We start from the raw sequence: 9643 nt of genomic DNA, 5'->3' as shown, positions 1-9643 counted from the left end.
AACACCCGGCAACAGCGGCGCTATCCGCTCCCACGCCGCATCCGTCAGCTCACCACGACCCACCACAAGATCAATTATCAGACAGGACCTAGCCGCGGGGGCGTGCCCGCCCGGGGGCGCCCCGGGCGTGATCGGCGGAGAAGATCGCCCTGGGAGAAGTCACCAGGGAAGAAAGACGTGCACGTCCTTGCCGCGGTCGTGCGTCACGACGCTGACCTGGTCGCACAGCGTGTGGACCAGGTGCCAGCCGATTCCGCCGCCACCGCGGCTGGGGTGGAAGGGCCGGGGCGCCGGCGGTGTGGTGCTGGTGTCGCTCAGCGTCACGTGCACCCCGTCGAAGGTGCGGCGCATCCGCAGTTCGAAGGGGCCCGGCGCGTACTGCACAGCGTTGGCCGCGAGCTCCGTGACGACCAGCAGGATGTCGTCCCAGTGCTCGGGAGCCGTCGGCGGAGCCGAGCGTGCAAGCTCGTCGATGAACTCCTCCGCGGCCAGACGCGCACCCGTCACATGGTGCAGCTCACCCGCGAAGCGAGCGGTGCGACTCGGAATCCCCTCGGTTGCCAGTGTGTCGTCCCAACGCGGCTCGGTTCCCATCTCGCCTTCCAGGCCCGCCGTCGTGGCCGGGCTGTCGACCATTCTTTCCCTTGCGTCCCCTGTCTTGTTCCCATGGGCGCGGACCCTACGCGTGGGTCAGCAGTGGGACCGGTCGCAGGGGAGGCGGGCGGCGATCAAGGGCCTGGACCCCGTCTCAGGCGGCCGCCCGGCGCGCGCACAGCCGGACGTCGTGCACGGACCCGCGGGACTCCCAGCCGCGCAGACAGCACGCCTCGTACAGCTCCTGCCACGCGCGCGTCGCCCCGGACGTCCGCCGGGCCGCCGGGCGGGGTGCGCGGGCGCAGTCCGGTTCGTGGGCGGCACCTGCGGGGGCGCGCCAGAAGGAGCAGCACGGCCGGGCGGGGGCGACGGGCGGCGCGTCGCCCAGCGCGGCCCGCCGGGCACGCCGGTGCGAGTCGAGCAGCAGCCGGTGGGAGCGGCCCGCCCGGCCCGCCGCCACCAGGAGCACCGGCACGCCGAGCGTCAGCACGGCGGCGGCCGCCCGCATCCCGTTGACGACATTCCACAGGCCCACCGCTGCGACGGCGACGGCCAGCAGGACACAGAGAAGTTGGCGGCGGAGGTGACGGGACATCAACGACGGCTCCTCGCAAGGATCGGCACGGCTCTCCCTGTGCGCCTACGACGATCCGGCGAATGTAAACCCCCGCGACGCGTCCTTCGCGCGCGGCGCGTGTCGCGCGCGGGGTTCGTACCGATTGCTGTCCTGCGGACTCAGCCGAAGGCGGTCCAGGACGTGCCGTGGTGCACGGCCAGCAGCACGGCGAGCAGCAGGAGATCGGTGACGCCCAGTGCGAGCCCGAGCCAGGCCCGGAACCGGCGGGGGGTGTCCCGGCGCAGGGCGACCACGGCGAGCACGATCGCCACCGGCCCCAGTACCAGGTTGAGTACCACCAGTCCCACCAGGCCGAGCACGAAAGAGGCGATGGCCATGCCTTCGGTGTCCCGCTTGCCGGTGCGTTGCCGAGGCGGAGCTGTCAGCCGCATGGGTCAGGCCCTCCCCGCCCGGCCGCGCCGCCGGCGTTCACGGACGGTGAAGACGGCCAGCCACAGGACGACGGCCGTGCTCAGCACCAGCGTGACCGGCCAGGGAAGATAGGCCGCCGACCCGAGGACAACGGCCAGCAGCAGAAGTGCGGCAACCAGGAAGAGCACGACTCACCTTTCGGTTCGAACGGGCTTGGGAACCAGCGGAGTTCGCGGTTTCGGAATCATGCGGAACAGGTTTCCCACGGGTGCGGCGTCACGCCTACCTGTTAGCCCCGTTTTCCCAACTTCGCTGTGTGCTCGGCGCGTCGAGGGGCATCTGAAAGCTCCGGTCATCAACCGGCCAACGAATCCAGGGAGAGAACGATGACGAGTTATGGCAGTTCACCCACCGCCTCCCCGAACTCGCGGACCAACGGTCTGGCGGTCGCGGGTCTCGTCCTGGGGATCATCGGGGTGTTCCTCTTCAACGTGATCCTCGGCCCGCTCGCGATCGTGCTCGGCGCCGTCGGCCTGCGCCGGGCGCCGGCGCAGGGCGGGGCGGGCATGGCGAAGGCCGGCATCGTGCTGGGCATTCTCGACCTGGTGGTCTTCGGCGTGCTGCTGGCCGTCTCCGCGGCCCACGGCGGGTTCCACTGGTACGTGGGCGGCTGACCCGTCCTCCCCGCCACCCGGACCTTCGGGTCCGGGTCAGCGGAAGACGTTGTCGGAGTCGTCCCAGTCGGCGGTCGTGTCACGGGGCGCGGGCCGGCGCGGACCGCGGCTGCGCGCCTGGTACATGGCGTCGATCTCGAACGCGTAGTGGCGCACTATGGCGTCCCTGCGCAGCTTCATCGAGGGCGTCAGCAGCCCGCTCGCCACGTCGAAGGGCTCCGGGAGCACCCGGAAGACGCGGATGGACTCCGAAGGGGAGACGACGCTGTTGGCGGCGGCGACCGCCCGCCCGATCTCCTCGCGCAGGGCGTTCTCCTCGCGCGCCTCGCGGCCCGCCGTGCCGCCCTGGAGCGCCAGCGCGGCCCGCCAGTGCGCCAGGAAGTCCGGGTCCAGCGTGATCAGCGCGCCCACGCAGGGGCGGTTGTCACCCACCACCACCGCCTGATGGATCAGCGGATGCATCCGCAGGCGCTGCTCCAGCAGGGCAGGAGCCACGCTCTTGCCGCTGCTGGTGATGATGATGTCCTTCTTGCGCCCGGTGAGCGTGAGATAGCCCTCGGCGTCCAGGTGCCCGATGTCCCCGGTCGCCAGCCAGCCGCCGCGCAGCGCGGACCGGGTGGTGGCCTCGTCGTTCACGTAGCCCTGGAACACCGAGGGCCCCCGCACCAGGATCTCCCCGTCGTCGGCCACCTGGATCTCGGTGCCCGGCAGAGGCCTGCCCACGGTCCCGGACTTCTCCCGGCCGAGCGGCTGCATGGTGATCCCGCCCGCGGTCTCGGTGAGCCCGTACCCGTCGTGCACGTAGATGCCGATGCCCTCGTAGAACAGGGAGAGTTCGCGGCTCAGCGGGGAGCCGCCGGACGTGGCGCGGACCACCCGGCCGCCGAGCGCCGCGCGCAGCTTGCGGTACACCGTCCGCTCGTACAGGGCGTGCTGCAGCCGCAGGTCGAATCCGGGCCCGGGGCCCCGGCCCAGCCGCTGCCGCTCCAGAGCCCCGGCGAAGTCGCACGCGGTGCCGGCCGCCCGCTCGAACAGGGCGCCGCGGCCCGCCTGCTGGGCCGTGCGCAGGAAGGTCTTGTAGAGCTTCTCGAAGACGGACGGCACGGCGTAGAAGTACGTCGGCCGGAAGGTGCGCAGCGCCGACGCCAGCGAGGCGTGGGTGACATCGGGTTCGTGGCCCATCAGGATGCCGCCGCGGATGCACAGGCCCTGGATCATCAGGCCGTACACATGGGAGAACGGCAGGAAGGCGAGGACGGCTGCCTGCTCGCCCGGGGGCGCGGCCGTGTGCCCCCAGCCCTCCAGCAGCGTGTCGCAGGGGCTGGCCAGCGCGCGGTGGCTCAGCGCGCATCCCATCGCGTGGCCCATCGTGCCGGAGGTGTAGGCGATCACCGCCGTCGCGTCCGGCAGGACGATCCGCCGCAGCGAGTCGACCGTGGTCGGCGGTATCACCGCGCCCCGCGCCACGAGGTGCGCCAGCGCCCCGTCGTCCAGCTGCCACACGTGCCGCAGGTCGGGCAGCTTGGCGCAGACCGAGCCGACGGTCATGACGCCCTGCTCGTCCTCGACGACCACCCCCACGCACGCCGAGTCCCGCAGGATCCACTCGACCTGGTCGCGCGAGGAGGTCGGGTAGATCGGGACGACCTCGGCGCCCACGGTCCACAGGGCGTAGGCGAACACCGTCCACTCGTAGCGGGTGCGCGCCATGACCGCGACGCGGTGGCCCGGGGAGATCCCGGAGGCGACCAGCCCCCTGGCCAGATCGGCGACCTCGTCCCGCAGTTCCACGGCGGTGACCTCCTCCCACGTCGCGGAGGCGGGGTCGGGCCGGCGGGCCAGGACGGGGTGGGTCGGACGGAGCTCGGCCGTCTCGAAGACGCTGTCGGCGAGTCCGCCGGTCATGGAGGAGACGGCGGAGGGAGCGAGGGCGAAGTCGCGCATGCACTGCTCCTGGGGTGTACGGAGGGTGACTTCGCCGACGAGTACCGTGTCGACGCTGGTCGAATGTAGCCCAGGTGAACGTGCCGGGTGCCCGGAACGGGGAAGTAGCCCCGTTTCCGTGATCTACGGCGTCAGGTGGGCCCACCGGGGGGCGCGAAGGGCCCGCCCGCCGGGCAAGCCCTCACCTCTGGGTGAGGCGCACGCACTCGGTGACGACGTCCCGCAGGCTCCCGGTCCGCTCCATCAGCTCCCGCTGCACCCGGGCGCCGTTGCCCCGCCGCAGCAGCCCCGTCACGGCCTCCCGCACGCGCTCGTGATCGCCCGTTTCGGCCAGGGCCTCGCCGACGTGGTCGAGCAGGTCCCGCACCACCGACTCGGCCGGCCGCGGGCGCATGGTCGCCGGGTGCAGCAGCTCGCCCTCCAGACCGCCCCGCCCCGCCTGCCACGCGGCCAGCCGCAGCAGGCTCACCCCGTGGTCGACCGGCTCCCGCCCCGCCCGCCACTCGCGCGCGGCCGTCTCCACCAGGGCGCGGGCCAGCGTGGCGATCAGCTGGGCGGTGTCCGCGTGCAGGCACACGTCGGAGACCCGGATCTCGACCGTCGGGTACCGCTCGGACAGACGCGCGTCGAAGTACACCATCGCCGCGTCGAGGATCACCCCGGTGGACACCATGTCCGCCACCCGCCGGTGGTACCGCTCGGGCGAGCCGAAGAGCTCGGTCGGCCCGGCCGACGGCCAGCGGCTCCACACCCGGCTGCGGTAGCTGGCGTAGCACGAGTCCGTGCCCTGCCAGAACGGCGAGTTGGCGCTGATCGCCAGCAGCGCGGGCAGCCAGGGCCGGATCCGGTCCAGGACCGCCACGCCCTCCGCGTCGGACTCCACGGCCACGTGCACATGGCAGCCGCAGACGAGTTGCTCCCGCGTCGCGATGCCGTACTGCTCGGCCATCCACTGGTAGCGGTCGTTCATCACGATGGACGGGCTGACCGGCAGCGGGGAGGAGGCCAGCGCGGCCACCGCGCAGCCGATCTCCCCGGCGTGCCGGGCCGCCTCCTTGCGGCAGCGGACGATCTCCTCGCCGAGCCGGGCCATGTCCGTCTGCGGATGCGTGGCGAACTCCAGCATCTGGCCGTACAGCTCTTTCTCGAACATCTCCCGGCCCGGGCCGTCCGCCTCGGCGTGGGCCAGCACCGCCGCGGACAGCGCCTTCGGCTCGCCGGTCTCCGGGTCGACCAGGAGGAGCTCCTCCTCCACTCCGACGGTGCGCACCCTCGCCGCCCTTCCTCCGTCCTCTGCGACACCGGCCGGTCGCCGGGTCGTACGACCCCGACTGCCCCGGGACGGCCCGGAGACACCTGGGCGCGGCACCCGGGACCGCCGAAGGACGGCCGGGACGCCACGGAGCGGACGACCGGGACGCCACGGGCGGCCGGTCTCAGGGGGCGTACGGCGTCAGCCAGACCGTGGCGAGGGGCGGCAGGGTCAGGCTGATGCTGCCGTCCTCCGGCTTGACCGGGTCGGAGTTGGTGACGTCGCCGCCGCCGTAGCGGGCCGCGTCGGTGTTGAGCACCTCGCACCAGGCGGCGACGTCCTCGGGGACGTGGAGGCGATAGCCGGCGCGGACCACCGGGGAGAAGTTCGACACCGCCAGCAGCGGGGTGCCCTCGGCGTCGAACCGCAGGAACGCGTAGACGTTGTCGTCGGCGGCGTCCACCGCGACCCACCGGAAGCCCTCGGGCCGGGTGTCGCGCTGCCACAGGGCGGGGGTGGCCCGGTACCGCGTGTTGAGGTCGCGCACCAGGTTCTGCACCCCGCGGTGGTCGCCCGCGGCGCAGTACCCCTCGTCGAGCAGCCACCACTCCGGCCCGTGCTCCTCGGAGAACTCGCCGCCCTGCGCGAACTCCTGCCCCATGAACAGCAGCTGCTTGCCGGGGTGGGCCCACATGTAGGCCAGGTACGCCCGGTGGTCGGCCCGGCGCTGCCACCAGTCGCCGGGCATCTTCGACACCAGGGCCCGCTTGCCGTGCACGACCTCGTCGTGGGAGATCGGCAGGACGTAGTTCTCGCTGTAGGCGTACACCATCGCGAAGGTCATCTCGTGGTGGTGGTACTTGCGGTGGACCGGCTCGTGGCTCATGTACTCCAGCGAGTCGTGCATCCAGCCCATGTTCCACTTCAGCCCGAAGCCCAGGCCGCCGCAGTCGGTCGGCGCGGTCACCCCGCCCCAGGCCGTCGACTCCTCGGCGATGGTCACCACGCCCGGCGCCCGGCGGTACACGGTCGCGTTCATCTCCTGCAGGAACGCCACCGCGTCCAGGTCCTCCCGGCCGCCGAACCCGTTCGGCGTCCACTGCCCCGGCTCGCGCGAGTAGTCCAGGTAGAGCATCGAGGCGACCGCGTCCACCCGCAGGCCGTCGATGTGGAACTCCTCGCACCAGTAGACCGCGTTCGCGACCAGGAAGTTGCGCACCTCGGTGCGGCCGAGGTCGAACTCGTACGTCCCCCAGTCCGGGTGCTCCGCGCGCTGCGCGTTCCCCGGTTCGTACAGCGGGTCCCCGTCGAAGCGGGCCAGCGCCCAGTCGTCCTTCGGGAAGTGGGCCGGCACCCAGTCCATGATCACGCCGATCCCGGCCCGGTGGCAGGCGTCGACGAAGTACCGGAAGTCGTCCGGCGAGCCCAGCCGCGCGGTGGGCGCGTAGTAGGAGGTCACCTGGTAGCCCCAGGAGGGGCCGAAGGGATGCTCCGCGACCGGCATCAGCTCCACGTGCGTGAAGCCCACGTCCTTGACGTACGCCGGGAGCTGCTCGGCCAGTTCGCGGTAGCTCAGCCCGGGCCGCCAGGACGGCAGGTGGACCTCGTACACCGAGAACGGCGCCTCGTGCACGGGGGTGTCCGCCCGGTGCGCCATCCACTCCCGGTCGCCCCACTCGTGGTGGGAGGCCGTCACCACGGACGCCGTCGCGGGCGGCTCCTCCGTGCGGCGCGCCATCGGGTCCGCCTTGAGGAACCGGTGGCCGTACTGCGAGGTGATCTCGAACTTGTAGCGCGTGCCCTCGCCGATGCCCGGCAGGAACAGCTCCCACACGCCCGAGGCGCCCAGGGAGCGCATCGGGAACGCCGTTCCGTCCCAGAAGGTGAAGTCCCCGGCCACCCGGACGCCCCGGGCGTTCGGCGCCCACACCGTGAACCGGGTGCCGGCCACCCCCTGGTGGGTCATGGGCTCCGCCCCGAGCGCCTTCCACAGCTGCTCGTGCCGGCCCTCGCGGATCAGGTGCAGGTCCAGCTCGCCGAGGGCGGGCAGGAAGCGATAGGGGTCGTGGACCTCGCGCTCGTCGGCACCGTCCTCCTCGTACGCCACCGCCAGGGTGTACGCGGGGACCGCGTCCAGCGGCAGGACGGCGGAGAACAGGCCGTCGCCCTCGTGGACGAGGGGGGTGCGTGCCCCGCCGGTCACCACGCTCACGGAGCGGGCGAACGGGCGCAGCGCCCGGACGGCGACGCCGCCCGGGACCGGGTGCGCGCCGAGCAGGGCGTGCGGGTCGTGGTGAGCGCCGGACAGGAGGCGCTCACGGTCGGCGGGGTCCAGGGACGCGGCCGCCGCGCCCGTGTCCGCGGACGCGGGCGGGCCGGACGGCTCGGGAAGTGACGTGTCGCGCAGTGCCACCGGTTCAGCCTCCTCTCACGGCGAGACGTTCGATCGCCGCCATGGGTACGTCGAGCCAGTCGGGGCGGTGCCGGGCCTCGTACAGCACTTCGTACACGGCACGGTCCGTCTCGTAGGCCCGCAGCAGGGCGTGTTTCTTACGGGGGTCCCAGCCGGCCCGGGACGCGTAGCCGGCGCAGTACGCCTCCCGGCAGCGGCGCGCCCACTCCGGGCGCCAGGGGCGGCGCTGCCGGGCGGCGTAGTCGAAGGAGCGCAGCATCCCCGCGACGTCCCGCACCGGGGACTCGGGGATGCGCCGCTCGGCGAGCGGTCGGGACGGCTCGCCCTCGAAGTCGATGACGAACCACTCGCGCCCGGCCCGAAGCACCTGGCCGAGATGCAGGTCGCCGTGAACGCGCTGAGGAGGCGGTCCGGCGTCGCAGCCGGCGAGCGCGGCGAAGGCGGTGCGCAGCCGGGAGGCGTACGGCCGGAGCGCGGGAACGCTGTGCGCGGCGGCCTCCAGACGCTCGGCCATGGCCGCCGCCGTCCGGTCGGTCTCCCGGTGCTCACCGGCGGGGAAGGCGGTGGCCAGCGCCAGGTGCACCTCCGCCGTCGCCTGCCCCAACTGGTGCGCCTGCGCGGTGAAGTCGTCCCCGGTGGTCAGCGCGCGCAGAGCCAGCGTCCAGCCGTCGGCGGCGTCGCGCAGGAACGGCTGGAGCACACCGAGCGTGGCCTCCTCCGGCCGAGTGGTGCGCAGCCAGGCCACGGGGGCGGGCACGCGGGTGCAGCCCTGCCGGGCGAGCGCCCACGGCACCTCCAGGTCCGGGTTGACGCCGGGCTGGATGCGGCGGAAGACCTTCAGGATGAACTCGTCGCCGTACACGATCGAGGAGTTGGACTGCTCGGCGTCCAGCAGCCGCGGCACCAGATCGCCGGGGATGTGCACCGACCGGTCGGCCTCGAAGCGCAGCGGGCCCGCCGTGCCGGGGCGGCGCAGCCGCTCCAGCAGCAGCCGCGCCGAACGGGGGTCGTACAGCGCGTCGTAGATCGCCAGGCCCGCCAGCGGTCCTTCCACGGCCCGGCCGATGAACGCCCGGCACAGCCGCGGAGCCAGCTGCTCGCGTACCCCGAGCAGGAGCTGGTAGCAGTCGGCGGGCGGCGGTGTGCCCGCGGGGGCGGGGACGCCCGCGGCCCCCTGGCCCGGTGGGAGGCCCCCGTGATCGGCGTGGACCAGCAGGTGCAGACAGCCCGGGAACAGCTCCGTCGTGGACAGCAGGCGCAGGTCGGTGACGGGCCGGTCCTTCCCGGCGAACCAGCGCTGGCGCGGCAGCCATTCGCGCAGCAGCCCGACGAGCGAGGCCATCGGTCCGGCGAGGCCCGTGGTACCCGGCTGGAGGATTGCGGTCTTCGGCACGGTCGCGCCTCCTTTCGTCGGCCACACGCTCAAGCTCGTCGGCCGATCCGGGATGCGGCTCGGGTGAGCCGGAACCAGTAGAAGCCGTGTCCCGCGAGGGTCAGCAGGTAGGGGAGTTCACCGATGGCGGGGAAGCGCACCCCGCCGATCAGCTCGACCGGGTGCCGTCCGTCGTAGACGCTCAGGTCGAGTTCGGTGGGCTGCGCGAACCGGGAGAAGTTGTGCACGCACAGGACGAGGTCGTCCTTGTACTCGCGGAGGAACGCGATGACCGCCGGATTCGACGACGGGAGTTCGGTGTAGGAGCCGAGGCCGAAGGCGGGGTTCTGTTTGCGGATCTCGATCATGCGGCGGGTCCAGTGCAGCAGCGAGGAGGGCGAGGACA

General features: G+C 72.8%; 10 protein-coding genes. 1 reads left to right on the top strand and 9 read right to left on the bottom strand.

The genetic code is table 11. The features are described 5' to 3' along the window. Positions 1-159 precede the first annotated feature (159 nt). From ACF1A5_RS33550 to ACF1A5_RS33535, 4 genes are all read right to left on the bottom strand, one after another. Positions 160-594, bottom strand: a complete 435-nt coding sequence (locus ACF1A5_RS33550) for an ATP-binding protein (protein ID WP_392196629.1) — start codon at positions 592-594, stop codon at positions 160-162. 154 nt (positions 595-748) lie between these two features. Continuing rightward, the gene (locus ACF1A5_RS33545) at positions 749-1189 is read right to left on the bottom strand and encodes a hypothetical protein (protein ID WP_392196628.1); all 441 of its coding nucleotides are present in this window, start codon (positions 1187-1189) and stop codon (positions 749-751) included. A gap of 140 nt (positions 1190-1329) precedes the next feature. Next, positions 1330-1602, bottom strand: a complete 273-nt coding sequence (locus tag ACF1A5_RS33540) for a DUF4190 domain-containing protein (protein ID WP_392196627.1) — start codon at positions 1600-1602, stop codon at positions 1330-1332. A gap of 3 nt (positions 1603-1605) precedes the next feature. Beyond that, positions 1606-1770 (bottom strand): hypothetical protein, encoded by a 165-nt coding sequence (locus ACF1A5_RS33535; protein ID WP_392196626.1) that lies wholly within the window; start codon positions 1768-1770, stop codon positions 1606-1608. A gap of 198 nt (positions 1771-1968) precedes the next feature. Between ACF1A5_RS33535 and ACF1A5_RS33530 the strand changes: the two genes are divergently transcribed. Next, complete coding sequence (locus ACF1A5_RS33530; RefSeq protein ID WP_392196625.1) at positions 1969-2256, top strand: DUF4190 domain-containing protein; 288 nt, start codon at positions 1969-1971, stop codon at positions 2254-2256. A gap of 36 nt (positions 2257-2292) precedes the next feature. Here ACF1A5_RS33530 and ACF1A5_RS33525 read toward each other — a convergent pair whose 3' ends face one another. The 5 genes from ACF1A5_RS33525 to ACF1A5_RS33505 form a co-directional block, all read right to left on the bottom strand. Further along, positions 2293-4200: an AMP-dependent synthetase/ligase gene (locus ACF1A5_RS33525; protein WP_392196624.1), complete on the bottom strand. Its 1908-nt coding sequence runs from the start codon at positions 4198-4200 to the stop codon at positions 2293-2295. Between the two features lie 181 nt (positions 4201-4381). Next, entirely contained in the window at positions 4382-5470 is a 1089-nt protein-coding gene (locus ACF1A5_RS33520) for a glutamate--cysteine ligase (RefSeq protein WP_392196623.1), read from the bottom strand. A gap of 166 nt (positions 5471-5636) precedes the next feature. Further along, positions 5637-7865: a 1,4-alpha-glucan branching enzyme gene (gene glgB / locus ACF1A5_RS33515; protein WP_392196622.1), complete on the bottom strand. Its 2229-nt coding sequence runs from the start codon at positions 7863-7865 to the stop codon at positions 5637-5639. A 4-nt stretch (positions 7866-7869) separates the two neighbouring features. Beyond that, on the bottom strand, positions 7870-9258 hold the full coding sequence (locus tag ACF1A5_RS33510; RefSeq protein WP_392196621.1) for a maltokinase: 1389 nt from the start codon (positions 9256-9258) through the stop codon (positions 7870-7872). Between the two features lie 29 nt (positions 9259-9287). After that, a partial coding sequence (locus ACF1A5_RS33505) for an alpha-glucosidase C-terminal domain-containing protein (RefSeq protein ID WP_392196620.1) occupies positions 9288-9643 on the bottom strand: 356 nt, incomplete at its 5' end.

Source organism: Streptomyces sp. NPDC014864, assembly GCF_043081525.1.
In the GTDB taxonomy this organism is placed as follows: domain Bacteria; phylum Actinomycetota; class Actinomycetes; order Streptomycetales; family Streptomycetaceae; genus Streptomyces.
Note: the sequence above shows the minus strand (reverse complement) of the source record. Positions and strands in the feature narration are given on the sequence as shown.

Excerpts from the sequence above, each read along its gene's own strand:
- ACF1A5_RS33550 (WP_392196629.1), bottom strand. The coding sequence starts at position 594 with ATGGGAACCGAGCCGCGTTGGGACGACACACTGGCAACCGAGGGGATT.
- ACF1A5_RS33545 (WP_392196628.1), bottom strand. The coding sequence starts at position 1,189 with ATGTCCCGTCACCTCCGCCGCCAACTTCTCTGTGTCCTGCTGGCCGTC.
- ACF1A5_RS33540 (WP_392196627.1), bottom strand. The coding sequence starts at position 1,602 with ATGCGGCTGACAGCTCCGCCTCGGCAACGCACCGGCAAGCGGGACACC.
- ACF1A5_RS33530 (WP_392196625.1), top strand. The coding sequence starts at position 1,969 with ATGACGAGTTATGGCAGTTCACCCACCGCCTCCCCGAACTCGCGGACC.
- ACF1A5_RS33525 (WP_392196624.1), bottom strand. The coding sequence starts at position 4,200 with ATGCGCGACTTCGCCCTCGCTCCCTCCGCCGTCTCCTCCATGACCGGC.